Here is a 25,377-nt window from a genome sequence, read left to right as displayed (position 1 = left end):
TAGTCATGCAATTACATAATTTAAAAGATAGCTCACAAAAAGTGTCGTTCGTTGAAGCCGTAAAAACAGGTTTGGGTCGTAATCAAGGTGTATTCTTCCCTGAAACCCTTGCCCCACTGTCCGATGTTGATGCTTTGCTTGATATGGACTTTGTTACACGCAGTGGCAAAATATTATCTCACCTAATTGGTGATGAGCTGCCTAGCGACACTGTGGCACAAATGGTTAAAAATGCATTTAACTTTCCAGTTAAGCTGGTGGAAGTTGAAGAGAATACATACTGCTTAGAGTTGTTTCATGGTCCTACGCTTGCGTTTAAAGACTTTGGTGGTCGCTTTATGGCTGAGTGTTTAGCGCAATTTAATAAAGATGAAAAAGTAACTATTTTAACCGCAACATCGGGCGATACTGGTGCAGCCGTTGCACATGCTTTTTATAACAAGCCGAATATCGATGTTGTCATCTTATATCCTAAAGGCAAAATTTCACTTGCTCAGCAAAAGCTATTTACTACGTTAGGTAACAATATTCATTGTTACGCAGTTGATGGCAGTTTTGATGATTGCCAAGAGTTGGTTAAAAATGCCTTTTTAGATGAAGAAGTTAAATCAACACTTGGGCTTAATTCTGCTAATTCAATTAATATTAGCCGTTTAGTTGCTCAGGTTTGTTATTACTTTGAGGCCATTGCACAACTACCAAAAGAAAAACGCGCAACAGCGCATATATCAGTGCCAAGTGGCAACTTTGGTAATGTATGTGCTGCAATGATTGGTGCGGTTATTGGCTTACCTGTAGGTAAATTAAGTGCAACAACCAACCAAAATGATACTGTGCCGCGCTTTATGCTTGATAAAACCTGGACGCCAAACGCAACACTTGAGTCGCTTTCAAATGCAATGGATGTAAGTAAGCCAAACAACTGGCCGCGTGTGCAAACAATGTTAGATAATAACTGGTTTAGCTACGATAACTTTTATTCAACTAGCGTAAACGAGGAAGACACGCAATCGGTGATGAAAAAAATTCAACAAACGGGTTATGTTGCAGAGCCTCACACTGCTATTGCGTACCAAGGTCTTGTTGAAAATCGAGCGCCTGGTGCAGCGGGTATCTTTTTAGCCACAGCTCACCCTGCTAAGTTTAAAGAAAGCGTAGAGGGTATTTTAAATATTGAATTAGGTATGCCAAAACCACTTAGCGACGCACTAGCAAAACCATGCCTAGCAAGCGATATAAAGGCCGATTACGACGCATTACGTACAGAAATACTTGCTAAACTTGGCTAAGTTAATTAATTCAAAAAGGCGGTTAAGCCGCCTTTTTTTTTATAACTTTAGGCTATTAAATCTAGTGAGTTGTATTTACTAATTAAATATAAGAAATAGCATTCATTTAAAATCGTTATGGTTTTATAAGAAAATATCATCTTAAAAAGTCTGTGAAATAGTTTCAATCCCTGTTTAAATATCCTCAACTTAAGAGCGTAGGCAAAGAGTCGTTTAAAGCGTACAATAAAGCCTCTAAAAAACACCATACACGTTGCCCTAGGAGACCCCAATGTTAGAACGTAGCATGAATATTTCGGATTTTGATCCAGAGTTATTTGACGCGATAAACAAAGAAACTGCTCGCCAAGAAGAGCACATTGAACTAATCGCTTCAGAAAACTACTGTAGCCCACGCGTACTAGAAGCGCAGGGTTCACAGCTTACAAATAAATACGCAGAAGGTTACCCTGGCAAACGTTATTATGGCGGTTGTGAGCACGTTGATGTTGTTGAGCAATTAGCAATTGACCGTGCTAACGAGTTATTTGGTTCTGACTACGCAAACGTACAACCACATGCTGGTTCGCAAGCTAATGCTGCTGTTTTTCTAGCGCTATTAGAAGCAGGCGACACTGTACTTGGTATGAGCTTAGCTCATGGTGGTCACTTAACTCACGGATCACACGTAAGCTTCTCTGGTAAGCTTTACAATGCAATTCAATACGGACTAGATGAAACAACGGGCGAAATTGATTACGCACAGGTTGAAGCACTAGCACTTGAGCATAAACCAAAAATGATTATTGGTGGTTTCTCAGCGTACTCAGGTATTGTTGATTGGGCTAAATTCCGTGAAATTGCTGACAAAGTAGGTGCTTACCTGTTTGTTGATATGGCTCACGTTGCAGGTTTAATTGCGGCAGGCGTTTACCCAAGCCCAGTTCCTCATGCACATGTTGTAACTACAACTACGCATAAAACACTTGCTGGTCCTCGTGGTGGTTTAATTATCTCTGCATGTGGCGATGAAGCAATCTATAAAAAGCTTAACAGCGCAGTTTTCCCTGGTGGCCAAGGTGGTCCTTTATGTCATGTTATTGCAGCAAAAGCAGTGGCATTTAAAGAAGCGCTTCAACCAGAATTTAAAGTATACCAAACACAAGTTGTTAAAAACGCAAAAGCAATGGTTGCTGTAATGCAAGAGCGCGGCTACAAAATCGTATCTGACAAAACTGAAAACCACTTATTCCTACTCGATTTAATCGATAAAGATATTACTGGTAAAGATGCAGATGCAGCCCTTGGTAACGCTAACATCACAGTTAATAAAAACTCAGTGCCAAACGATCCACGTTCTCCGTTTGTAACATCTGGTTTGCGTATTGGTTCTCCTGCAATCACTCGTCGTGGTTTCAAAGAAGAAGAATCAAAAGAGCTTGCTGGCTGGATTTGTGACGTACTAGATAACATCACTGATGAATCTGTACAGGCGCAAGTTAAAGAAAAAGTAAAAGCAATTTGTGCAAAATTACCTGTTTACGCTTAATTGCATAAGCAGCAGTAATTTAGATCACATAGGCTAGGGGCCTGTTTATCTTTCGAGGTTTAATTTGCAGTAGTATGTTTGGTTTTTAGGCAAGGCAGAGTCTATGTAGTGTGGTTACTCCACACAAATAGGCGATAACGCAGCATAAATGCCAAACATGCACTGCCCTCGGGTTCGTCCTAGGGGCGATTTACTCTTTGTTGCCTACATGGATGTAGGTAAGGGGCGTGAGCAGGACGCGGAAGCTTTGCTCGGTTTTTACTTAGCCCACTAGGTTACAAACCTCGCGCCGCGATTAAATCACCCATAGATAGAACAAATTTAATCCTGAAAGGTCAACAGGCCCTATTTTTTTGCTAAGATAAAAGACCGCTATTTAGCGGTCTTTTTTGTTTTAAAACGGAAGTACCGAGCTATGCATTGTCCATTTTGTACCGCAAAAGATACTAAAGTTATTGACTCACGCCTTGTTGGTGGAGGCCATCAAGTTCGCAGGCGCCGTGAGTGCAACGACTGCCATGAGCGCTTTACTACATTTGAAGGCGCTGAACTGGTTATGCCTCGTGTTATTAAACAAGACGGCAGCCGCGAACCATTTAACGAAGATAAATTATTAAATGGCTTAAATCGCGCACTCGAAAAACGCCCAGTGAGCACAGAGCAAGTAGACGAAGTAGTGAATATAATAAAATCGCAGTTGCGTGCTACAGGCGAGCGAGAAATTTCAAGCCATTTGGTTGGTGAATGCATTATGGAAGCCCTCAAAAAGCTCGATAAAGTAGCGTATGTAAGATTTGCCTCTGTTTATCGCTCGTTTGAAGATATACGCGAATTTGGCGAAGAAATTGCCCGCTTAGGGGAGTAACAATGCAAAGCCAAGTTCCTTTTACTGAACATGATGAAATGTATATGGCACGCGCCATAGAACTTGCCAAAAAAGGCCGGTTTACTACCACACCTAACCCTAATGTTGGCTGTGTTTTAGTTAAAAATAATCAAATAATTGGTGAGGGTTTTCATCAATTAGCAGGTCAAGGTCATGCAGAAGTAAATGCACTGGCTGTCGCTGGAAAAAATGCACAAGGTGCAACGGCTTATGTAACGCTTGAACCGTGTAGTCATTATGGCCGTACGCCACCGTGCGCCGAAGGCTTAAAAGCTGCCGGTGTGGTAAAAGTAATTGCTGCTATGGTTGATACAAATCCACAAGTTGCTGGCAAAGGCCTTAAAATACTGAGCGACGCGGGTATTGACGTTGCTTACGGGTTACTCGAATCACAAGCTCGCGCACTTAACGTTGGCTTTTTTAAGCGTATGGAACAAGGCTTACCTTATGTGATTTGCAAAATGGCAGCGAGTATTGATGGTAAAACGGCGCTTAAAAATGGGCAAAGTAAGTGGATCACAAGTCCTGCTGCTCGACAAGACGTACAATTATACCGAGCGAAAAGCTGCGCTATTTTAACCGGTGCCGATACAGTGCTAGTAGACGATGCTAAACTTAATGTGCGACTAAGTGAGCTGCCTTGCACACTGCCTACTGATTTGCCGCTTCGCCAGCCCGTGCGTGTTATAATTGACTCTCAAAACCGTTTAACACCTGACCTTGCTTTATTTGAAATCCAAAGTGATGTAATAATATTTACGACTAAGGTTGATAAATCATTGCAATGGCGGCATTTTGTAAAGCATATTGAAGTCAGTGAAAGTAACGGTAAAGTTGATTTACAAGCCGTTTTAGAAAAACTTGGGCAACTGCAGTTTAATAATGTTTGGCTTGAAGCTGGCGCAACACTTGCTGGTAAAATGACAGAGCTTAATTTAGTTGACGAGTTTGTTTTTTATTTAGCGCCTAAACTAATGGGCCATGATGCAAAAAGTTTAGTTAATTTTCCTGAATTGACGAGTATGCAAAACACCGTTGATTTAACATTTAATGAATGTGCGCGCATTGGTGACGATTTACGTATCACCGCGTCAAAACTCATTAAAATCACTTAATAAAAAGAGTAGTGCTATGTTTACTGGGATAATAGAAGCCACAGGCAAAATTGCTTTATTACAAAAAAAACAAGGCGACTTAGCCATTCGTATCCAAAGTACTGATCTTGATATGACAGACGTAAAGTTAGGTGACAGCATTGCAACTAATGGTGTTTGCTTAACTGTAGTTGATAAACATATTGATGGTTTTAGTGCGGATTTATCTAATGAGACGATTAGTTTGACCGGTTTTGCTCACTATGCTTTAGGACAAACGGTGAATCTTGAAAAAGCCATGCAACCTGTTTCTCGTTTAGGCGGTCATTTAGTGTCTGGCCATGTTGATGGTATCGCAACAATTACAAGTATTACAGCAAACGCCAGAGCAACAGAATATTGGCTTACAACTGACGAAAATTTAATGAAATACATTCCGTACAAAGGTTCGGTATGTATTGATGGTATAAGCCTGACAGTAAACGCTGTAGAGGGTAATAAATTCAAATTAACAATTGTCCCACACACGAGTGAGCAAACCACAATTGCTCATTTTAAAGTAGGTACCCAAGTTAATTTAGAAGTCGATCAAATTGCACGTTATTTAGAGCGCCTTATAAAGGGTGCAGAGCAACCAACGGGCTCTGATATTTCGATGAGCTTACTCGCTAAAGCGGGTTTTATTAAATAACGAAACTGACAACTTACACGAGCAAATTTATGAATTTACACAGCGCGCAAGAAATCATCGACGATATTAAAGCCGGTAAAATGGTTATTTTAATGGATGATGAAGATAGAGAAAATGAAGGCGATTTAATAATAGCAGCTGAGCATATTAGCGCAGAAGCGATTAATTTCATGGCTACCCATGGCCGTGGTTTAATTTGTTTAACCATGACGCAAGAGCGTTGCGAGCAACTTGATTTACCGTTAATGGTTAAAAACAATGGTGCAGCATTTTCTACTAACTTTACAATGTCGATAGAAGCATCAAAAGGTGTTACAACCGGTATTTCAGCAGCAGACAGAGCACGTACAGTGCAAGCGGCTATAGCTAAAGGCGCAGTCCCAAGTGATATTGTTCAGCCTGGACATATTTTTCCTATTATGGCGCAACCTGGTGGCGTATTAACTCGCGCAGGACACACTGAAGCGGGCTGTGATTTAGCGCGTTTAGCTGGGCTTGAAGCATCATCTGTTATTGTTGAAATACTTAATGCTGACGGCACTATGGCACGTCGCCCTGATTTAGAAGTTTTTGCGAAAGAGCACGATATTAAAATTGGCACCATTGCTGATTTAATCGAATACCGCAACTTAAACGAAACAACAATTGAGCAAGTAGCAAAATGTAAGTTACCAACTGTTCATGGTGAATTTGATTTAGTTACTTACAAAGACACAATTGACGGCCAATTACATTACGTATTGCTCAAAGGCGATATAAAAGATCAAGAGCCGACAAATGTACGTGTACATTTGCAAAGTACCTTTAACGATATTCTACTTTCAGACAGAAGTGCTGACCGTAGCTGGGGCCTTTCAGAAGCAATGGCTTATATCGCTAAAAATGAAGGTGCTTTAGTTATTTTAGGTAAGCAAGAAAGCACTGAAGAGTTAGAGGCAACTGTGAAAGCATTTGCAGCAGCTGATGCTGGCGAAAGCGTTACGCCACGTAAATTCAAAGGTACATCTCGTACTGTTGGCGTAGGTTCGCAAATACTTGCCGATCTTGGAATTAAACAAATGCGATTAATGAGTCGCCCTAAAAAGTACCATGCACTTTCGGGCTTTCATTTAGAAGTTGTTGATTACGTTGAGCCACAATAAGCATCACGCTTAAACTAGGCTATTATTTTATTTTTATGGTATGATGCGCAGCAATTTTTGCGCAATCGCAACCGCTTGAACTTATTTTTAGGGTTATCAAATGAAAATTATTGAAGGTAATAAGTACGCTCCAGGCAAAAAATTTGCCATTGTCATTTCTCGTTTTAATGACTTTATTGGTAGCAGCCTCCTTGCAGGTGCTGTTGATGAGCTAAAACGCACAGGTGGCGTATCAGATGACGACATTACCGTTATTTATGTGCCAGGCGCGGTAGAATTACCTTTAGCGGCTAAACGCGTTGCGGCAAAAAAAGAGTATGATGCAATCATCGCATTAGGCGTAGTGATCAGAGGTGGTACACCACACTTTGACCTAGTTGCTGGCGAATCAAACAAAGGTCTTGCGCAAGTATCACTTGAGTATGATATCCCGGTTGCATTTGGCGTATTAACCACAGAAAGCATTGAACAAGCAATTGAGCGTGCTGGCACCAAAATGGGCAATAAAGGCGGCGAAGCTGCTTTAGGCGCGCTTGAAATGGTTAATGTGTTAGATAAAATTTAAGTTTAAGGAATTTTTGTGAAACCAGCAGCAAGACGTAAAGCACGTATCTTAGCACTCCAAGCCGTTTATTCTTGGCAAATAAGTGGCAATTTAATTGCCGATATCGAACAACAAATGTTGATCGAAACAGACGTTACTAAAATTGATGTTGAATACTTTAAAGATCTAGCGACGGGTGTTGCTGTAAATTACAAGCAACTAGACGAAGCTGTATCACCACATTTAACACGTCCGTTTGATGACTTAGATATGGTTGAGCGTGCAATTTTACGTTTAAGCAGCTATGAGCTTAAGTTCCGTGAAGACGTACCTTATAAAGTTGCTATTAACGAAGGTATTGAGCTGGCCAAAATTTTTGGCGCTGAAGACAGCCATAAATTTGTAAACGGTGTACTTGATAAAGCTGTTAAGCATTTACGCAAGTAAGTAAACCGTTAAAGAGGGGAGCCGGCATAGGCCGGCTTTTTTGTGTATGAAGGAATTTGAATTAATTAACCGCTACTTTAAAGGTCGCGGTATCACCCGTCGTGATGTAAACCTAGGTATAGGGGATGATTGCGCTTTAGTAACCGTTCCACAAAACTGCCAACTTGCCGTTACAACAGACACTCTTGTTGCTGGCGTACACTTTTTTGATGATATTTCCCCTCGTGCATTAGGTCACAGAGCGCTTGCTGTTAATTTAAGTGATTTAGCGGCCATGGGCGCTGAGCCAACTTGGGTTTCAGTTGCGTTAACTTTGCCAAGTATTGACCCACAGTGGATTGAAGAGTTTACTGATGGCATGCATGAAATTGCTGAATATTTTAATGTGCAGATTATAGGTGGCGATACAACTCAGGGCCCACTAACCATCACTATTTGTGCGAAAGGGACTGTACCCGAAGGTACTGCACTTCGTCGTAGTGGCGCAAAAGTGGGTGATTGGATTTATGTTACGGGTCCGCTAGGTGACGCTGGACTTGCAATTGAGTCTCGCAAACAAGGTATAAGTATTGAGCCAGAGCATTTAAAGTACGTAAATAAACGCTTTGACTTTCCAACCCCACGTGTTGCTGCAGGGCAGGTATTACGAGGACTTGCATCATCGGCTATCGATGTGTCGGACGGCTTAATCGCTGATTTAAGTCATATACTCGATATGTCACAAGTAAGTGCAGTGGTGAATATTGAAAGTATTCCAACTTCAGATGCGATGCAAGCAAGCCTTGATTTTAATCAGCAGCTGCCATTTATTCTCAGTTACGGTGATGATTACGAATTAATTTTTACGGTCCCTGATAGCAATAAAAGTATGTTAGAAATAAAGCTACGCCAGTATGGTGTAGATGCAACATGCATTGGCCAAGTTAAAAGTGGCGATGGCCAAATTGAGCTTTTACACAACGGTGAAAAGTTTGATTTTGAACCGCAGGGTTTTGAGCACTTTGCAAAGGAGCTGGTTTGAACAATAACCGCAAGTTTAATTTAAAGCGTCCACATCAGTTTTTTGGTCTGGGCTTTGGGACTGGGCTTGCCCCTAAAGCGCCCGGTACATTTGGTACATTTGCTGCCTTGCCATTCATTTTTATGACCATGTATTATCCGTTATGGCTGCAAATTGTATTTGCCGTTGTGATCAGTATATTTGGTATATGGGCGTGCGGTAAAACGGCTGATGATTTAGGCGTGCACGATCATCCTGCTATTGTATGGGATGAAGTGGCGGGTTATTACATCACTATGATTGGCGCAGCACTTAACTGGCAAACATTACTCGTAGGTTTTTTGTTATTTCGCTTTTTTGATATAGCAAAACCCGGCCCAATCCGTATGCTAGACAAACGAGTACATGGCGGTTTAGGTATAATGGCCGACGATATACTTGCGGGTATTTTTTCGCTTATATGTTTACAAGCGTTAATAAAAGTGGGTTTACTGCCCTTTTAATTTTTATATTTGATTTGTTTAACTAGGTGGCAGCAATATGATGCGATTTTTACTGGTTTGTGTACTTATGTTGTGCGCGACGCCAAGTTGGGCTTCAATTACTGATTACGTAGTTAAGCAATGGAATATAAAAGATGGCCTACCGTCGCAATCACTTAAAAGTGTTGTGCAAGATCAGCAAGGCTATATGTGGCTTGGTACGCAATTTGGTTTAAGCCGTTTTGATGGTACAACATTTACAAATTACAACACGCAAAATAGTCCATTCTTGCCTAGTAATGGTGTTAATAAGCTTTTAGTCGATTCTAGTGGTTTGTTATGGGTAGGCACTAAAAGTGGCTTGGTAGTTATTAACCCAGCCACATTTGCAGCACAAGAATTTAATATTAAAGGTCCAGTAAGGGATATTCTTGAGGACTCTAAAGGTAGCATATGGATTGCGGCCAACGGCTTATACTATGTAGATAGAGGGCAAGTTGATTTACGCACTGAAGTAAATGGTCCTCTACCTATTGTTAATGCTACTGTGATCACACAAATAGTTGGCTCTGTTAGCCAAATGGCACTCTCTCCTGAAGGCATTTGGCTGGTTAATGATCGTCATTTATTACGCCTTACAAAAAACTCATCAGATTTTTCTAAACTACGTTTAGAGCTTACCGCAAAAATATCTTTACCAGAGCGCCTAGCGCAAACCATAGTGCACGATTTATCATTTTTAAATGGTAATTTGTATATAGCTTCTGAGCTAGGTGCATACTTTTTAGATTTAGATGACGAGCTAAGACCTTTTCCTCTACCTAATGCAAATAACTCAGCCGTTTATAAGTTTATGAGTGATACCGATGGTGGCTTGTGGGTTTCGACCTATGGACGCTTATTATTCAGAGATAAAACCGGTGAGTGGCAATGGGTAGAGCCTAGCCAACTCGATCAAAGTATATGGTTTGCTGATATTTTTAGAGATGATAAAAATAACGTTTGGTTAGCAAGCTTTAGTGAAGGCTTGTGGCTTGCTCATGAAGGACGAGTCGAAAGGCATTCAGCAGTTTCAAACATGACCGAATCTGTTATGGCTATTAGCCAAGCACCCGATGGTAAACTGTGGGTTGCGAATAAAAGCGGCATTGGTTATTTCGATTTAGATAAAAGTTTTATTAATTTAGTCCCAAGTAGTAAATATGGATACGCATCAGTACACGATCTACAATTTGATGGTGAGCGATTATATATAGCCACAGGGCGCGGCTTATTTGTTTTTGAAAACAAGACACTTTACACCGTCCCTGGTCGAGCACTTCGCGATAATCCGGTATTTGCAATAAGTCGCTCTAGTAAAGGCGGCTTTTGGATTGGTACCGGACGCGGTTTATATCGATTAAATTATGCTGGTTTAACGCCTTTTGCCTATAACGCTTTTTTAGGTAGTAAGTTTATTACCTACGTATTAGATAAAACAAACTTTGGTGTGATTGGTACTAGTAAGGGCGCATATTACTTTACAGACCGTGGCATTGAAAAAATTGGCGACCAAACAACACTTGAAAGCGCATACGTAACTAGCGTGCTACATATAGATGGCGTGGGTATTTTAATAGGCTCTCTTAACGATGGGCTTTTTTACAGAAGTACGCAAGGGCAATGGCGTCAGCTCGATGCAGCTAATGGTTTACCGTATGGTTCTATATTTAGCCTAGAATATGATGAAAAGTTAAAGCATGTTTGGGTAAGCACCATGAAAGGTGTTTACAGAATGCCTGTAGAGCAATTTAAAACAGAAATAAAAAGCTTAAAAGTTGAAGAAGTAATTTCATCTTTTGACCGTCAACTTGATGGTAAAGCGAATCAATGTTGTAGTGGACTTGGGCATGATGCGGTAGCAGACACCGGAAATTCTATTTGGTACCCAAGCTTACAAGGTGTTGTTGAAATACCTAAAAATGTAGAGCTATTTGGTGTGCTTGCATTAAAGCCAACAATAGAGACAATAACAACGCCACTTCGTCATTTAACTACCGCTGCGCTTGGTAAAAAACCATCATTAGAAACAGACGAGCGTGATATAACGCTAACTTACACAGCTATTGATTACTATGCACCAAACAGCATTGAATTTAGATATAAACTAAGTGGCTTAGATAGTGACTGGCGCTATGCAAATACGCGACGTGAAGCTATTTATACTAACTTGCCTCCTGGCTCGTTTTTGTTTCAATTAGAAGCTAAGCGCCAAGGTGAAGACTGGGCTAAAGCGCAAGATGTAGAATACGGTTTTGTAGTGCCTGAGCGCTTTGACGAAACAATTTACTTTAGGCTTTTAATTACCAGTGGTTTTATTTTGCTTTTTTATCTCATTTTTTGGGTGTTTAGAGCACAAGAACGCAGAAAACAAGAAGCATTAGAGGGCTTAATCACTGAGCGTACCTTAGAGCTTCGCCAAGCTAATGATAAATTAGGCCAAGTGAATTCACAGCTTAAATTAGTGAGTCACTCAGATGAGCTAACAGGGCTACGTAGCCGCCGCTTTTTGTTTGATCAACTCCCTAAAGATATTGAGCACTTTCAACGTAATTCACAGTCGCTGCAGGCACAAGGTAAGTCACTGGTGCTGGTAATTATTAACTTTGATAACTTCAGCCGTATTAACGATGCGTATGGCCCAATTGCAGGTGATAGCTGCTTACAGCAAATGGCTGCATTGTTAAATTCGCGTACGCAGGGCTCTGACTATGTGGCACGTTGGAGTGGTGATGAGTTTTTATTATTATTACGTGACTTTAAATGCAATAAAATAGATAGCTATGCCTCAGAACTTTGTAAAGTAATAGCGGCTAATTCGTTCCAATTACCAAATGGAAAAACAACTAATATCACGGCATCAATTGGTTGGTCATTTTATCCATTACCTTTACTAGGCGGACAGGTAATTAGCTGGGAAACCTCTATAAACTTAGCAGATATAGCACTGCATCAAGTTAAAAAGCGCGGTGGTGATGGTGTGGCTAATATTACGTTTGATGATCAGCTCGATGCATTTGAGTTTGAACAAAACTCTAATGTTGATCAGCAATTAGGTATTTTACAAAGTAATGGCTTGGCAGATATAAAAGTGTGGATGCGATAATGCCCGACCAAGGTTATTGGTCAGGCATGGTGAGGTTAACTCTATTTGTTAAGCCAAGCTGGTAATATTGCAATCGACTCAGGGGCTGTAAATGCCATACTGGTATCGGCGCTTATATCACCGCCTGCACTGCTTAAAATATTATTAAATCGCATAACCACATTATTTGACTTCTCAGCTACGTATAAATCTGTTCCGGTATACATAATATCAACAGGGTTACCCAGTAGGGTATTTGGACCGCTAATAGTGGTACTTATGTTTACCAAGCCCGATGCAGTTGCTACGTTATTCAATACGTATATTTTGCCATCGTCAGCAACTGCTGCGCTACCAACATCAGAGAGTATTAGCGAGCCACTTAGCGAGTCGTAGTCGATGCCGTGCATGTTGCTTGGTGCTGCTACTGCTGTACCTGCATTTGCTGGCGTTATAAGCCTATCCTCAACTGCAATATTAGTACTACCAGCCATTAGTTTGCTTTTAACTTCGTCAAATACGGCAACGGTTCCATTTGTTAGTGCTACAAAAGCTCGATCAGTGTTTGCATCGTAATCAACATCCCAAGGGCGAGCATCGTTTGCAAACGTAAGCGTCATTAATGGGCTTGCATCCCCTGTGGTGCAAGTTGAAAATATTGAAATGCTTGGAGTATCTGCATTATTTTCTGCAACTAAAATCATACCGCTATCAGAAGCCACATCAAGACCTTTAGGAGATATAAGGCCTGTATTCGAACCAGTAATAATGCTGTCTTGGTTCGTATTATAAGTTTGCCCATCTCTGTTTATTGCCACTTTATTTGAAATAACAATACCGCCAATTGAGGTTGTACTGTTATCGAACGTTGTATAACTATTACCCGCTTTATCAAAAGTTACACTTTCGATAGTTTGACTTGCATTATAGTTGCCAATTTCAGTGTTAAGTTGTGAACTTAATCGACTAATTTGCCCAGTTGTTTCACCTGCAGTGCCCGGATTACTACTTACAGCAACACCTAGCAGCGCCATATTAGCGGTATCACTATCTGAAATATCAGCCATCTCATTTTGTATACCCAGTTTAGTAATTGACTCAGGTTTAATTGTTGAGGTAACTAAATCAGGAGTGATATCGCCGCTCTCACCTGAAAATATATTGCTGAACACAAGAACAGCATCATTTGATTTTTCAGCTACACGTAAGTCACTACCTTCAAGGCTAATATCAACTGGGTTACCAAGCATTGTTGCTGGACCGGCAATACTTCGTGCAACGCTTACTAAGCCCTCTGCAGTTGAAGCATTATAAATTACAAATAACGAACCATCGGTTGCATCTGAGGCACTGCCTACATCAGACAAAACAAGTTTATTAGTATTTGAGTCATAAACAATGCCGTGAATATTTACAGATATTTGCGTACCATCATTATTACTTGGAGTAATTGTGCGGCTTGGCATTGCGGCAAATTCACCACCAACAAAATTATCATAAACGGCTACATCACCATTTGTTAGTGCTACATAAAGGCGGTCGTTAGATTCATCATAATCAACATCCCACGGCGCCGCTTCTGTAATAGTTGTGCCTAAAGGCGCTGCATCGCCCGCGGCTGTAGCGCCAAAAGTCGTTACTTGCATAGCGCCAAAGTCAGCAATAAAAACAAGGCCACTCTTTTGTGCTACAGCTATTCCTTTAGGGTTTACCAGTGTTGTGTTAGTACCTGTTATTTCGCGATCTGTATTAGCTGTATAGGTTGCGCCGTCACTACGATTTGCAAGCTGGCAAATAGTTTTAATACTGCCATTTTCGCTGTCGCTTGCTTGCAATAAATTACCTAAGCTATCAAATGCAACGCCTTCGTTAGCTGTTGTATTAAAGGTTTTTAGTTTAGAGGCGTTTTGGTTAATTAAATCGATAGTGCCTGTATTGCTCTCGCCATTGTTTGCCAAAATTAATGTGGCTGATGCAAAACCAGGATTGCCATTTGTACCGTCGGTACCGTTTTGTCCATCGGTGCCTGCAATACCATCTACGCCGTTTTCACCATCGTCTGAGCTACAGCCTGTAATGCCGATTAATACTGCAAGTGTTAAAGCTGAAAAACTAAGCGTGTGTTTAAGTGTGTTTTTTTGTGTTGAATGAGTTGTTAAATTAGCTTTATTCATCATTTTTACCTTTTAAATATTCCATCAAATGTAGGTAAATAACGCGCTTGCTCATAAGGCATAGACTAAGCGGCACCGATTATTTACATGTTAACCTCATATCAATAACGGCTATAAAATGAAACTGGATGCAAAAAAGTTAAAATTAAAAACAAAAAAAGGAGCCTTGAGGCTCCTTTTTAATAAACTAAGTAAATAGCTTAAGCGATAAACGCCTTAATAGCGTTTAATATTCCTTGCTCGCCTAATCCCATTTCATCGTGCATTTCATCTTGCGTGCCGTGTTTAATAAACTCATCAGGAATACCTAAGTTAAGGATATTAATATCAGCTTTTTGCGTTGCCAAGTATTCATTAACTGCAGAGCCGGCACCGCCAGCAATCGCGTTATCTTCAAGCGTAACAAAGGTATCGTGGCTAGTAGCAAGCTCATTTAAAAGTGCAGTATCAAGTGGTTTAATAAAACGCATATTAACAAGCGTTGCATCTAATTCGTTAGCTGCAAGCTGGGCGTTTTCAAGTAATGTACCGAACGATAAAATGGCAATTTTACTGCCTTTCTTAATTGTATCTGCCTTACCTATTTCAAGCAGTTGCATAGTGCTTTCAATGTCTGCAGTACCTGCGCTACCTCGAGGGTAACGAACTGCAACAGGGCAGTTTTCTTTATAACCGGTGTATAGCATTTGGCGGCATTCGTTGGTGTCGCTTGGTGCCATAATTACCATATTTGGAATACAGCGCATAAAGCTTAAATCGTACGCACCTTGGTGAGTTTCACCATCGGCTCCAACAATACCAGCGCGGTCAATGGCAAATAATACAGGTAAGTTTTGCAGTGCAACATCATGTATTAATTGGTCATACGCACGTTGTAAAAAGCTCGAGTAAATAGCAACAACAGGTTTTAAACCTTCACAAGCAAAACCAGCTGCTAAAGTAACAGCATGCTGCTCTGCAATGGCCACATCAAAGTATTGATCTGGAAACTCTTTAGAAAAACGTACCATGCCAGAGCCTTCGCGCATTGCTGGCGTAATAGCCATTAACTTGCTGTCTTGCTTTGCCATGTCGCATAACCAATCGCCGAAAACTTTTGAAAAAGTAGCAGCGCTAGGTTTAGATTTAGGCAGGCTAGTTGTGCTCGGATCGAATTTTGGTACACCATGGTAGCCAATAGGATCGGCTTCAGCCGGTTTGTAGCCCTTACCTTTTTGCGTTTTTATATGTAAAAGCTGTGGGCCTTTTAAATTACGCATATTACGCAATGTATCTACAAGCATGTTTACATCGTGACCATCAATTGGGCCTATGTAATTTAGGCCTAATTCTTCAAAGAAGGTCCCCGGGATCATCATGCCCTTAATGTGCTCTTCCATTTTACTGGCAAGTTGCTTTACCGGAGGCACACCTGAGAGTAACTTTTTACTGCCTTCACGAATGTTAGTATAAAAGCTACCTGATAAAATTCGGGCAAAGTGATTTGTTAATGCGCCAACATTTTCTGAAATCGACATTTCGTTATCATTTAAAATAATAAGCATGTCTGATTTTACATCGCCTAAATGATTCATCGCTTCAAATGCCATGCCTGCGGTGATAGCTCCGTCACCAATAATGGCTACAGATTTTCGACCTTTGCCTTCTTTTTGGGCGGCAATAGACATACCTAAGGCAGCTGAAATAGAGGTGCTTGAATGACCTACGCTAAACGTATCGTATTGGCTTTCATCGCGAAAAGGAAAAGGGTGCAAACCGTCTTTTTGGCGAATAGTGTGCATTTGGTCGCGACGACCTGTAAGGATTTTATGTGGATAAGCTTGGTGACCCACATCCCAAACTAGGCGATCGTCTGGAGTGTTATAAACATAATGTAGCGCAACGGTTAGTTCAACCGTCCCTAAACCAGACGCTAGATGACCGCTACTTTGCGATACTGAGTTGAGTAAATAATCGCGCAGCTCATTGCTAAATGCAGGGAGTTTGTCTTGCGCTAAGTCACGCAATTGGGCTGGCTCGTCAACCAAATTAAGTAATGGATACTTGCTACTATCAAGTGTCATGGTTTTATATATATCCTTCGCTAACATTAATTCATTCAAAGCTTTTACGAATAATTAATGTTGAGTAATAATGTCAGTGCTAATTGCAATACGTATGAGCAAAAATTAGTGGTCACGCTCAATTAGGTAATTTGCTAGCGACGCAAGAAGTGTTGTGTCAGCATCTATATTTGCCAACGCTTCATGGGCTTGTTGTATTAAATTTTGCGCCTTTTCTTTAGCGCCTAGCATACCTAATAACGCCGGATATGTCGCTTTATTCGCGGCAATATCGGAGCCTTGTGGTTTACCTAAAGTAACCGTATCGCCTTCAACATCTAAAATGTCGTCGTGTACTTGAAACGCCAGCCCTATAGCATACCCAAAAATGCTTAAATTTTCTAAGGTTTGTTGATCTGCCTTTTCACTGCACAGTGCACCAAGTGTAATTGCACAATTAATTAAAGCTCCGGTTTTTAGCTTATGTATTCGCTCAAGCTCTTGTACGGTAATTACTTTATCTGTTGCTGCTATGTCAAGACCTTGTCCGCCTACCATGCCCTCAAGGCCTGATGCGTTGGCAAGCGTAGCAATCATTTTTACTTGTGTTTGCGACGAGCATGTAAATTTGTGATTCGCAATAAGCTCAAAGGCGAGTGTTTGTAGGGCATCACCGGCTAAAATTGCATTTGCCTCGCCAAATTCTATGTGGCAAGTAGGGCGGCCACGGCGTAAGTCGTCATCGTCCATAGCGGGCAAATCATCATGAACTAGCGAATAGCTATGGATACACTCAATTGCAGCTGCAAGTACATGTAAGTCTTGCTGGTTTGCACCGAGCATTTTACCTGTGGCATAAACTAAAAATGGACGTAATCTTTTACCGCCATTAAATAATCCATACTGGGTGGCGTTCTTGACTGTTTCTTCAGTATCGAGAGACTGTTTAAAATGCTGTTGTAAGGTCGCTACTACATCTTTTTGAGCACGTTCGATATAATTATTTATGCTCACAGCTATTCCATATCATTATCAAAATTCGTAAGAACTGACTTTTCGCCATTCCCCATCAAAATTGATACTTTTTGTTCTGCTTGCTGTAATTTACCTGATGAAGCACTTGCTAATGCAATTCCACGCTCAAATTGCTTTAACGATTGCTCAAGCGATAAGTCACCTTGTTCCATGTCACTAACGATTGTAGATAATTCTTCTAGTGCTTGTTCGAAACTTAAGTTTTCAGGTTTTTTAGTCGCCATCTTTATTTCAGCTTACATAATAAATTTAGGGGTCAATTTTAGGGGGAATGCTAAACTAGGTCAAAGGATGATATAGGTTTTTTACCTTTATAACGTTAAATTATATTTCAAGTGTATTAATAAAGCCTTAATAGCGGTCTGTTAGTTTAATAAATCAATTGATAATTAGGTAGCCCTTATAACTTGATCTAAAATAGTGCTAAAGGCTGCTTTTTATGTTTATTTATAAAAATGGCTTAAGCAATTCAATATGTTGCCGATAAGCAGTTAATAATAAAAGTTTATGATAAGGCCATTAAGCATGAAACTTCTGGAGGAAATGTGGATTTAGCAACCATAATCGGGATCCTAGGCGCAATTGGCTTAATTGTCATGTCTATGTTTATGAGTAGTAGCGGTGAAATGGCTATGTTTGCCGATGCTCCTTCTAGTGTAATTGTATTTGGTGGTTCACTTTTCATTGTTTTATCAAATTTCACCATGTCGCAGTTTTTGGGTATAGGTAAAGTTGTTGCTAAAGCGTTTATGTTTAAAATTGAAACGCCAGAAGAGCTTATTGAAAAAGCAGTAGAACTTGCTGATTCAGCTCGTAAAGGGGGGTTTTTAGCACTCGAAGAAGCTGAAATCCCAAATCCATTTATGCGCAAAGGCGTCGACATGCTTGTTGATGGCCATGACGCAGATGTTGTTCGCGCCACACTTCAAAAAGATATCTCTTTAACCACTACTCGACATGAAATGGGCGCAGGCTTATTTAAGTCATTAGCCGATATTGCACCAGCAATGGGAATGATTGGTACTCTAATTGGCTTAGTTGCAATGTTATCTAACATGGATGACCCAAAAGCAATTGGCCCGGCAATGGCGGTAGCGCTTTTAACAACTTTATATGGTGCGTTTTTAGCCAATGTTGTGGCAATTCCTATTCAGGTAAAACTTGAACTGCGTAAAGACGAAGAAGCTATGAATCAGCGTTTAATTTTAGATGCTATTTTAGGTATACAAGATGGCCAAAATCCAAAAGTTATCGAAGGTATTTTGAAAAATTACTTAGCTGAATCTAAACGCAAAGTAGATACCGAGGAGTAATTATGTCTGATCAAGAGTGCAAATGCCCACCACCAGGCCTACCAGCATGGATGGGAACGTTTGCCGATTTAATGTCACTGTTAATGTGCTTTTTTGTACTCTTGCTTGCGTTTTCAGAAATGGATGTACTTAAGTTTAAACAAATTGCGGGCTCTATGAAGTTTGCTTTTGGTGTGCAGAATAAAATTGAAGTAAAAGATATCCCTAAAGGTACCTCTGTTATTGCTATGGAGTTTACCCCAGGCAAACCAGAGCCAACCCCAATAGAAACCATTCAGCAACAAACAGTAGAAATGACTCAACAAATGTTAGAGTTTCAGGCTGGAGATGAAAGCTCAGCTGGCGGCAGGCAAGAACAACGCGGGGATAAACGTGGTGGCGAATCTCGTAGTACTTCTCAAGAGCAATCGTCAGAGCAAGCAACTTCAGCGGCCGATCAGGAACAAACTAACGAGCTCGTTAAAAAAATCGCGCAGCAGCTTGAAAAGCAAATAATAGATGGTGCAATTGAGCTTGAATCTTTAGGGCAGCAAATAATTATTCGTATTAGAGAGAATGGTTCATTTCCTTCGGGTAGTGCATTTTTACAACCTAAGTTTAAACCCATAATTCAAGATATTGGTGTACTGTTAAAAGATGTACCTGGCGAAATAACTGTATCTGGCCATACCGACGATTTTCAGGTATCGAATGAGCTATATATTAATAATTGGGACTTATCGTCAAAGCGAGCTGTAGCTGTAGCAAGCGAGCTGCAAACGGTGCAAGGGTTTGATAAAAACCGCATGATGGTAGTGGGGCGAGCTGATACTCGTCCACTTGTTCCAAACGATTCAAATGAAGATCGCCGAAGAAACCGTCGAGTAGAAATATCAATCCTGCAAGGTAAGGCTAAAGAGTCTGCTCCTATTGATGTGCGCTAAGTTATTGCTTGTGTTATATTTCACTATGTTTGTTTTGATTTAAGGTACTTGATTGCCTTAAGTATCTTGGCAATTTCGTCATTTTAGCTTACAGTACATTTCCTTAACATATGTAATGGAGTGCCTGTGAAAATAATCAATAAATATTGCGACATGCCGGGTAATGGTGATGGTACTGATGACGATAAAAAAACAAAATAGGGCAGAGTATTTTGCCTGAATGGTTTTTATATATTGTTAGTATTTTAAGCAAAAGCTGGGTTTTAATGCTAAGTCCGGCTATTTTTATATTTTTTGTATTTAAAGATCGCCTAGCCTTTCGATTCGTATTACTTACCGCAGCTTTTTTCCTCTTTGGTAACCTAACTGCTTCAAGCCTACGAGCGTTTGATGACATTTATATTTATCGTTATTTAGTTTGGGCGATCACAGATATTATTTGGATGGCACTTATAGCTTACTGGGGTATAAAGGATAAAGTTTATTTATGGCAATGTGTTATTGGGCAACTAGTTGTTATTGGCGCACCTATATTACAACTATTCCGATTAGTTGACCGCCATTTGTGGGATTTAGCTTACAGTACCGTTATTTATCAGACCCTAATGCCATTTATCAATATTGCCACGGTGGTTGTATGCTATTTACCTTTAATTATCCTTTTCACTAAGCAAGGTAGTGTAAAGTCAAAAATAGAAAACTCCCCACCTTCAAAATAGCTGTGCTAAACTACTGTTTATATAAACAGTGAGTGAGCGACTCCCATGAAACTCTACATTGCAGAAAAACCATCACTAGGCAGAGCAATTGCTGATGCCTTACCAAAACCACATAAAAAACATGATGGTTATATAGAAGTCGCTAATGGCGATTGTGTATCGTGGTGTATTGGGCATTTGCTAGAACAAGCAGAACCCGATGACTATGATGAGCGCTTTAAAAAATGGCAGTTTGAACACTTACCTATAATACCTGAACAGTGGAAGTTAAAAGCCAAAACCAAAACTCGCAAACAGCTCACTGTTTTAAAAAAATTAATTAAACAGGCCTCGCAACTTATTCACGCTGGCGATCCAGACCGTGAAGGCCAGCTACTAGTCGATCAAGTAATAGAAGAAGCCAAAATAAGTCAGGCTAAAAAGCAAAGTACGCAACGTTTACTCATTAGTGATTTAAATTTGTCCGCAGTAAAAAAATCACTGGGTACTATGCGTTCTAATCGAGATTTTATTCCGTTAAGTGTATCTGCTTTAGCGCGCTCTCGTGCTGATTGGCTATTTGGTATGAATTTAACGCGTGCATATACGTTAGCAGGGCAAAAAGCAGGGTTTGGTAATGTACTTTCGGTAGGGCGAGTACAAACCCCTATTTTAGGTCTTGTTGTTAATAGAGATAACGAAATAGCGAACTTTGTATCTAAGCCTTTTTACGATGTATTGGCGCATTTGCTTACTCCAGATAATCAACCATTCATAGCTAAGTGGGTTCCTAGTAAAGCATGTGAGCCACATCAAGATGAAGAAGGGCGAATACTTAACAAAGCTCTTGCAGAAAATGTTGCTTCACGTATTACAAAGCAAAGTGCTGAGCTTACTTCTCTCGACCAAAAACAAAAAAAGCAAAGTGCTCCATTACCTTATAATTTATCTGCACTACAAATCGATGCGGCTAAAGCATTTGGTATGCCAGCTCAAAAAGTATTGGATATTTGCCAAATACTTTACGAACGTCATAAATTAATAACTTACCCACGCTCAGATAATCGTTATTTACCCAAAGATCACCATCAAGAAGCATCTGCTATTTTAAAGGCAATAAGTGCAAATGGGGGGCAAAGCAGTGAATTAGTAAACGGGGCAGATGTGAAAAAGGGTAGTAAATGTTTTAACGATTCAAAAGTAGCTGCCCATCATGCCATTGTGCCTACGGCTAAGCAGTTAAAGTCAGCGAGTTTGAGCGGTGACGAAGCAAAGGTATATCAATTAATAAGCCGTCATTACTTAATTCAGTTTTATCCCGACTATATATATAACGAAACTAAAGCTGAGGTAATTATTGCTGGTGGGCTTTTTAAGGCAAATGCAAAGCAAGATGTAAGCTTGGGTTTTAAGGTGTTAATGGGTAAATCTGAATTAAAAGATGAAGCCTCGCTACCTCCTTTAACAAAAGGTATGCCTCTTTTTTGCGATAAAGGCGAAGTAGTCGAAAAGCATACATCACCCCCAGCTTATTTTACCGATGCCACATTATTGGCTGCGATGACGGGCATTAGCCGTTATGTTAAAGATCCACAAATTAAAAAAGTATTAAAAGACACTGATGGTTTAGGTACGGAGGCAACACGTGCGGGAATAATCGAGTTGCTATTTAAGCGGCGTTTTTTAAAACGTGAAGGTAAGTCAATTAGAGCGACCGAAACGGGGCTTGCTCTTATTAGCGTATTACCACAAGGTTTAGCGAGTCCTGATTTAACCGCAAAGTGGGAGTCGAGCTTAGGTGATATTGCACAGCAGGCAATGAGTTATCAGCAATTTTTACAGCCTTTACTTGCTGACCTAAATGGGTTTGTTCAATTAGCAGCAAACTGCGATAGCAATGCATTTGCGAAGTTACCAAAAAGCTCACCTAAAAAACGTTTTGCTAAACGAGGTGGAAAAGCGACCTTTAAAAAGTCGAGTTATAAAAAAAGCTCTGTTGCTAGTTAGCAACAGAGCTTTTTTATTAAACCATATTACTTAACCTGAACTCTGTTTGAGATAGATTTATTATCCAGAATTCAGGTTACTTATTAAATAAAGCAACAGCAGCGTTACTCATTGCTTTTATTCCAGTAGGAATAGCAACTTTATAATCTGGTGCAAATTTACTAGAGTGTAGAGAAGGGAGTACCTCAGCTGTTTTTATTGAATCTGCATATTGTGCTTGGTTTACGCCTCCTAGCCAAAAGAGGGTGATAGGGATATTTTCATCGGTGCGCCCGTATAGGCCAAAATCTTCACCCGCCATTACAGCTTGTGTTTCAAGTACATTAGTATCGCCAATTGCGCTGGCAATAGAATTTCTAACAATGTCTGTTTGTGCAGGGTTATTATAAGTAGATGGAATCGATTCATCTTCATGTACATATACTACAGGGTAGTTTGATTCATCCAATCCAGCGCTTTGTGCTATCCCAGCTGTAATACGTTTGATAGCAGCTATTTGAGCGCTTCTTACATCGGGGTTATAGCTTCTAAGAGTGAGTTGTAGTTTTACTTCATCCGAAATCACATTATGTTTTGAACCACCATGAATAGACCCCACTGTAATAACAGAAGGCTCAAGCGGTGAAAGCTCTCGGCTTGTGATTGTTTGCAAAGCAAGTACAGTGCGTGCAGCTATAACCACTGGGTCTATAGTTGTATGCGGATAAGCACCATGACCACCTTTACCTTTAATTGTAATATCGACAGAATCTACACTTGCCATCGTGTATTCATTTTTCATTGATACCTTACCAGCGGGGACGCTAGCGCTTACATGTAAAGCAATTATATGATCAGGTTTTGCAAATTTACTAAATAGTCCTTCGCTTAACATCGCTTTAGCACCCCCACCTACTTCTTCTGCAGGCTGTGCAACCATCATTAATGTACCTTGCCACTGTTTTTTATGAGCAATTAACTGCTCTGCAGTTCCAATAAAAGAGCTCATGTGGATATCGTGGCCACAGCCGTGCATTACACCTACTTTTGCACCGTGCTCATCTATTACTTTGACTTTTGAGGCATAGGATTTTCCTGTTTGCTCAATAATAGGTAAGCCATCAGTATCAGTGCGGATCATTACTGTCGGCCCCTCACCATTTTTATAAATACCAACTACTCCAAAGCCACCTACATTACTTGTTACTTTAAAACCCAGCTGAGTTAATCTATCTGCTATCTTTTTACCTGTTTTTTGTTCGTGATAAGAAAGCTCTGGGGATTGGTGTAAGTCGAGGTAAAACTTTTCAATAGCTGGCATGGCTTTGCTTAAATTCAAATCGAGTCCATTTGCTTGTACTAATGGGCTTGCTAATAAAAGTATTGCACTTAGGTAAGTTAATTTCATATTTTCCCTTATTGTTGAATATGTATACCGAGTGATTTAGGTATATGACTTGTAATTATTATGTTCACCACCATATAAAAACCTAAATAGACGAATATGGCAATCAATTCAATGAGCAACATAGTTAGTATTAATGCGCAAAACCTTCAACAAGTACTCGGTGAAACATCACAACAAAAATTGGTGTTGCTTAACTTTTTCTCTCCTCAAAGTCCTGACTGCATTGGACAGGCTGCAATTTTAGATAAAGTAGCAGCAGAATATGCAAGCTATATAGTAGTAGCAAACTTAGATTGCGATGCAGAACAAGCACTCGCTTCTCAACTTGCGCAACAAGTTGGTCTGCAAACACTGCCTACGCTTGTATTATTAAAAGACTCCGCACCAGTAGATTTACTTGCAGGTGTTCAAAGCGAAGCGCAAATACGCGAAGCCCTAGCAAAGCATTTACCTGCGCAACAAGACTTACTATTAGAACAAGCAAAGCAAGCGTTATTAAAGTCAGATTTAAATGCTGCATTTAATTATGCAAAGCAAGCTTATGAAATAGACAGCGGTAATGCACGTATCAAGTTAGTGCTAGCAGACATATGTATTCAAATTCACAAGGTAGATGAAGCGCAAGCGCTTATAAATACAATAGATGCACAAGAGCAAGATGCTTACTTTAATAATATAAAAGCAAAATGCGAAGCCGCGCTTGAAGCAAAAGATTCACCAGAGATTAAAGAAAAGCAACAACAAGTAGAAAAGTATCCAAATGACTTAGAATTAAAAGAAGAGCTCAGTATTTTACTTAATGAAGCAGGCAGAAAAGAAGAAGCATTGGATGTACTTTTTACAGTTCTACAAAAAGATCTGAACTTCAACGAAGCAAAACCAAGCTTTTTAGCCATTATTGCCTCTTTACCTGATGGCGACGCACTCGCAGCTAAGTATCGTCGCAAGTTATATAGTATTTTATACTAGGGTCTGTTGCTCTTTGCGGATTAAAATTTGTTCAAACTAGGGGGTGTTTAATCGCGGCGCGAGATTTGTAACCTAGTGGGCTAAGTAAAAACCGAGTAACAAAGAGTAAATAGCCCCTAGGAAGAACCCTTTGGGCAGCGCCTGTTTGGCATTAATGCTACGTTATCGCCTATTTATGGGGATTAACCACACTACATAGGCTCTGCCTTGCCTGAATACCAAACAGGCTGCTGCAAATTTAACCTTGAAAGATAAACAGACCCTAGATTCTAATAACTATTACTTTTAAGAAGCACCTACATAAGGTGCTTATTGCATTTTTAAGGTTTTAATTAATAGCTTTAGTATGGTTTAGCTATGTAAAAAAAAGAGTTATCAACAGGGTTTTGTGAGTAACTTGTGCTTATCGTGTGTGCTTGCTTGGGGCTTAATTTTAATTACTATTTTATGCAAATAACGCTTGCGTAAAATCCGCCGCTCCCTATAATGCGACCCCACTGAGACGGGAAACAGCAACGCATAGCGAGGCACGAACAACTCAGGGTGTTAAGTAAAACTTAGATTGAATCTTTTTAGAAAGTTTAAATTTAAGTGTTGACAAA

The 25,377-nt window shown here is 40.1% G+C and carries 21 protein-coding genes; 16 read left to right on the top strand and 5 right to left on the bottom strand.

What is annotated here, in order from left to right:
* Positions 1-5 precede the first annotated feature (5 nt).
* The 11 genes from thrC (at position 6) to H5159_RS18625 (ending at position 12,248) form a co-directional block, all read left to right on the top strand.
* Positions 6-1,289: a threonine synthase gene (gene thrC / locus H5159_RS18675; protein ID WP_182780824.1), complete on the top strand. Its 1,284-nt coding sequence runs from the start codon at positions 6-8 to the stop codon at positions 1,287-1,289.
* A gap of 271 nt (positions 1,290-1,560) precedes the next feature.
* Positions 1,561-2,817, top strand: a complete 1,257-nt coding sequence (gene glyA, locus H5159_RS18670) for a serine hydroxymethyltransferase (protein ID WP_002961763.1) — start codon at positions 1,561-1,563, stop codon at positions 2,815-2,817.
* Positions 2,818-3,232: 415 nt separating this feature from the next.
* Positions 3,233-3,682 carry a transcriptional regulator NrdR gene (gene nrdR / locus H5159_RS18665; RefSeq protein WP_002961761.1) on the top strand — a complete coding sequence of 150 codons (450 nt, stop codon included), beginning with the start codon at positions 3,233-3,235 and terminating at the stop codon, positions 3,680-3,682.
* Positions 3,683-3,684: 2 nt separating this feature from the next.
* Positions 3,685-4,818, top strand: a complete 1,134-nt coding sequence (gene ribD / locus H5159_RS18660; protein WP_182780823.1) for a bifunctional diaminohydroxyphosphoribosylaminopyrimidine deaminase/5-amino-6-(5-phosphoribosylamino)uracil reductase RibD — start codon at positions 3,685-3,687, stop codon at positions 4,816-4,818.
* 16 nt (positions 4,819-4,834) lie between these two features.
* On the top strand, positions 4,835-5,488 hold the full coding sequence (locus H5159_RS18655) for a riboflavin synthase (RefSeq protein ID WP_024596291.1): 654 nt from the start codon (positions 4,835-4,837) through the stop codon (positions 5,486-5,488).
* 29 nt (positions 5,489-5,517) lie between these two features.
* Positions 5,518-6,630: a bifunctional 3,4-dihydroxy-2-butanone-4-phosphate synthase/GTP cyclohydrolase II gene (ribBA, locus tag H5159_RS18650; RefSeq protein ID WP_024603846.1), complete on the top strand. Its 1,113-nt coding sequence runs from the start codon at positions 5,518-5,520 to the stop codon at positions 6,628-6,630.
* Between the two features lie 100 nt (positions 6,631-6,730).
* Positions 6,731-7,195 carry a 6,7-dimethyl-8-ribityllumazine synthase gene (ribE, locus tag H5159_RS18645; RefSeq protein WP_002961753.1) on the top strand — a complete coding sequence of 155 codons (465 nt, stop codon included), beginning with the start codon at positions 6,731-6,733 and terminating at the stop codon, positions 7,193-7,195.
* A 15-nt stretch (positions 7,196-7,210) separates the two neighbouring features.
* Positions 7,211-7,621, top strand: a complete 411-nt coding sequence (gene nusB / locus H5159_RS18640; RefSeq protein ID WP_002961751.1) for a transcription antitermination factor NusB — start codon at positions 7,211-7,213, stop codon at positions 7,619-7,621.
* Positions 7,622-7,667: 46 nt separating this feature from the next.
* The gene (gene thiL / locus H5159_RS18635; RefSeq protein WP_024596289.1) at positions 7,668-8,642 is read left to right on the top strand and encodes a thiamine-phosphate kinase; all 975 of its coding nucleotides are present in this window, start codon (positions 7,668-7,670) and stop codon (positions 8,640-8,642) included.
* Positions 8,639-9,124, top strand: a complete 486-nt coding sequence (locus H5159_RS18630; RefSeq protein WP_182196916.1) for a phosphatidylglycerophosphatase A — start codon at positions 8,639-8,641, stop codon at positions 9,122-9,124. The genes thiL and H5159_RS18630 overlap by 4 nt, the downstream gene beginning before the upstream one ends.
* Positions 9,125-9,161: 37 nt before the next feature.
* The gene (locus tag H5159_RS18625) at positions 9,162-12,248 is read left to right on the top strand and encodes a ligand-binding sensor domain-containing diguanylate cyclase (RefSeq protein ID WP_002961745.1); all 3,087 of its coding nucleotides are present in this window, start codon (positions 9,162-9,164) and stop codon (positions 12,246-12,248) included.
* 41 nt (positions 12,249-12,289) lie between these two features.
* Here H5159_RS18625 and H5159_RS18620 read toward each other — a convergent pair whose 3' ends face one another.
* From H5159_RS18620 to H5159_RS18605, 4 genes are all read right to left on the bottom strand, one after another.
* Positions 12,290-14,401 carry a hypothetical protein gene (locus tag H5159_RS18620; RefSeq protein ID WP_182780822.1) on the bottom strand — a complete coding sequence of 704 codons (2,112 nt, stop codon included), beginning with the start codon at positions 14,399-14,401 and terminating at the stop codon, positions 12,290-12,292.
* Positions 14,402-14,601: 200 nt separating this feature from the next.
* A complete protein-coding gene (gene dxs / locus H5159_RS18615) occupies positions 14,602-16,464 on the bottom strand; it encodes a 1-deoxy-D-xylulose-5-phosphate synthase (RefSeq protein ID WP_024603572.1) in 1,863 nt (620 codons plus the stop codon).
* A gap of 105 nt (positions 16,465-16,569) precedes the next feature.
* Complete coding sequence (ispA, locus tag H5159_RS18610; RefSeq protein ID WP_182694442.1) at positions 16,570-17,457, bottom strand: (2E,6E)-farnesyl diphosphate synthase; 888 nt, start codon at positions 17,455-17,457, stop codon at positions 16,570-16,572.
* A 2-nt stretch (positions 17,458-17,459) separates the two neighbouring features.
* Positions 17,460-17,702: an exodeoxyribonuclease VII small subunit gene (locus H5159_RS18605; protein ID WP_002961738.1), complete on the bottom strand. Its 243-nt coding sequence runs from the start codon at positions 17,700-17,702 to the stop codon at positions 17,460-17,462.
* Positions 17,703-18,023: 321 nt separating this feature from the next.
* On the opposite strand from H5159_RS18605, the gene pomA reads away from it, so the two are divergent.
* The 4 genes from pomA (at position 18,024) to H5159_RS18585 (ending at position 22,419) form a co-directional block, all read left to right on the top strand.
* Positions 18,024-18,791, top strand: coding sequence for a flagellar motor protein PomA (pomA, locus tag H5159_RS18600; RefSeq protein ID WP_024597197.1), 768 nt, complete (start codon positions 18,024-18,026; stop codon positions 18,789-18,791).
* A gap of 2 nt (positions 18,792-18,793) precedes the next feature.
* Complete coding sequence (locus H5159_RS18595) at positions 18,794-19,714, top strand: flagellar motor protein MotB (RefSeq protein ID WP_024597196.1); 921 nt, start codon at positions 18,794-18,796, stop codon at positions 19,712-19,714.
* A gap of 212 nt (positions 19,715-19,926) precedes the next feature.
* Positions 19,927-20,433 carry a hypothetical protein gene (locus H5159_RS18590; RefSeq protein ID WP_182696310.1) on the top strand — a complete coding sequence of 169 codons (507 nt, stop codon included), beginning with the start codon at positions 19,927-19,929 and terminating at the stop codon, positions 20,431-20,433.
* A gap of 45 nt (positions 20,434-20,478) precedes the next feature.
* The gene (locus tag H5159_RS18585; protein WP_182780821.1) at positions 20,479-22,419 is read left to right on the top strand and encodes a DNA topoisomerase III; all 1,941 of its coding nucleotides are present in this window, start codon (positions 20,479-20,481) and stop codon (positions 22,417-22,419) included.
* A 76-nt stretch (positions 22,420-22,495) separates the two neighbouring features.
* On the opposite strand, the gene H5159_RS18580 is transcribed toward H5159_RS18585, so the two are convergent.
* Positions 22,496-23,806 carry a M20 family metallopeptidase gene (locus H5159_RS18580; RefSeq protein ID WP_182696308.1) on the bottom strand — a complete coding sequence of 437 codons (1,311 nt, stop codon included), beginning with the start codon at positions 23,804-23,806 and terminating at the stop codon, positions 22,496-22,498.
* 111 nt (positions 23,807-23,917) lie between these two features.
* Between H5159_RS18580 and H5159_RS18575 the strand changes: the two genes are divergently transcribed.
* The gene (locus H5159_RS18575) at positions 23,918-24,775 is read left to right on the top strand and encodes a tetratricopeptide repeat protein (RefSeq protein ID WP_024597192.1); all 858 of its coding nucleotides are present in this window, start codon (positions 23,918-23,920) and stop codon (positions 24,773-24,775) included.
* Positions 24,776-25,377: the final 602 nt, after the last annotated feature.

The sequence above is a fragment of the Pseudoalteromonas sp. SG43-1 genome, assembly GCF_014164415.1.
GTDB classification, from domain to species: domain Bacteria; phylum Pseudomonadota; class Gammaproteobacteria; order Enterobacterales; family Alteromonadaceae; genus Pseudoalteromonas; species Pseudoalteromonas distincta.
This window is presented reverse-complemented; position numbering and strand designations above follow the sequence as displayed.

Excerpts from the sequence above, each read along its gene's own strand:
- H5159_RS18595 (WP_024597196.1), top strand. The coding sequence starts at position 18,794 with ATGTCTGATCAAGAGTGCAAATGCCCACCACCAGGCCTACCAGCATGG.
- H5159_RS18580 (WP_182696308.1), bottom strand. The coding sequence starts at position 23,806 with ATGAAATTAACTTACCTAAGTGCAATACTTTTATTAGCAAGCCCATTA.
- thiL (WP_024596289.1), top strand. The coding sequence starts at position 7,668 with ATGAAGGAATTTGAATTAATTAACCGCTACTTTAAAGGTCGCGGTATC.
- H5159_RS18575 (WP_024597192.1), top strand. The coding sequence starts at position 23,918 with ATGAGCAACATAGTTAGTATTAATGCGCAAAACCTTCAACAAGTACTC.
- ribD (WP_182780823.1), top strand. The coding sequence starts at position 3,685 with ATGCAAAGCCAAGTTCCTTTTACTGAACATGATGAAATGTATATGGCA.
- glyA (WP_002961763.1), top strand. The coding sequence starts at position 1,561 with ATGTTAGAACGTAGCATGAATATTTCGGATTTTGATCCAGAGTTATTT.
- dxs (WP_024603572.1), bottom strand. The coding sequence starts at position 16,464 with ATGACACTTGATAGTAGCAAGTATCCATTACTTAATTTGGTTGACGAG.
- H5159_RS18605 (WP_002961738.1), bottom strand. The coding sequence starts at position 17,702 with ATGGCGACTAAAAAACCTGAAAACTTAAGTTTCGAACAAGCACTAGAA.
- ribE (WP_002961753.1), top strand. The coding sequence starts at position 6,731 with ATGAAAATTATTGAAGGTAATAAGTACGCTCCAGGCAAAAAATTTGCC.
- nrdR (WP_002961761.1), top strand. The coding sequence starts at position 3,233 with ATGCATTGTCCATTTTGTACCGCAAAAGATACTAAAGTTATTGACTCA.
- ribBA (WP_024603846.1), top strand. The coding sequence starts at position 5,518 with ATGAATTTACACAGCGCGCAAGAAATCATCGACGATATTAAAGCCGGT.
- H5159_RS18585 (WP_182780821.1), top strand. The coding sequence starts at position 20,479 with ATGAAACTCTACATTGCAGAAAAACCATCACTAGGCAGAGCAATTGCT.
- H5159_RS18625 (WP_002961745.1), top strand. The coding sequence starts at position 9,162 with ATGATGCGATTTTTACTGGTTTGTGTACTTATGTTGTGCGCGACGCCA.
- H5159_RS18655 (WP_024596291.1), top strand. The coding sequence starts at position 4,835 with ATGTTTACTGGGATAATAGAAGCCACAGGCAAAATTGCTTTATTACAA.
- H5159_RS18620 (WP_182780822.1), bottom strand. The coding sequence starts at position 14,401 with ATGAATAAAGCTAATTTAACAACTCATTCAACACAAAAAAACACACTT.
- thrC (WP_182780824.1), top strand. The coding sequence starts at position 6 with ATGCAATTACATAATTTAAAAGATAGCTCACAAAAAGTGTCGTTCGTT.